Genomic DNA, 416 nt, shown 5'->3' with positions numbered 1-416 from the left:
CCGCCGGTCGTTCGTGCCGGTCCACGACCGCGGGCAGGTGCTGAGCGACGTGGCGGTGATGCTCGCCGACGGCGGGGAGGCGATCGCCGACATCGACGTGCTGCGCCACCAGGGCGGGGTGCTCGGTCCGGTCGCCTCACCACCCACGGTGTGGCGCACTCTTGCCGAGGTCACTGCGGCCCGGGCCAGGAAGATCGCCGCCGCCCGGGCACGGGTCCGTCGACGGGTCTGGTCCCTGATCCCCGGTGGGGTGCCGGCCAGCAAGGTCGCCGGGACCGACCTCGGCGCCACGGTCGTGCTCGATGTCGATGCCACGATCGTGATCGCGCACAGCGAGAAGGAACAGGCAGCGCCGACCTTCAAGCGGACCTTCGGGTTCCACCCACTCGGTGTCTGGTGCGACAACACGAGTGAGT

General features: G+C 71.2%; 1 protein-coding gene. It reads left to right on the top strand.

Annotation, left to right across the window (positions count from 1 at the left end):
* Window positions 1-416 (top strand): transposase (locus Q0795_RS17130; protein ID WP_298891763.1); only part of this gene is annotated, 416 nt, incomplete at both ends.

The organism is uncultured Serinicoccus sp. (genome assembly GCF_947487915.1).
Lineage (GTDB): Bacteria > Actinomycetota > Actinomycetes > Actinomycetales > Dermatophilaceae > Ornithinicoccus.
This window is presented reverse-complemented; position numbering and strand designations above follow the sequence as displayed.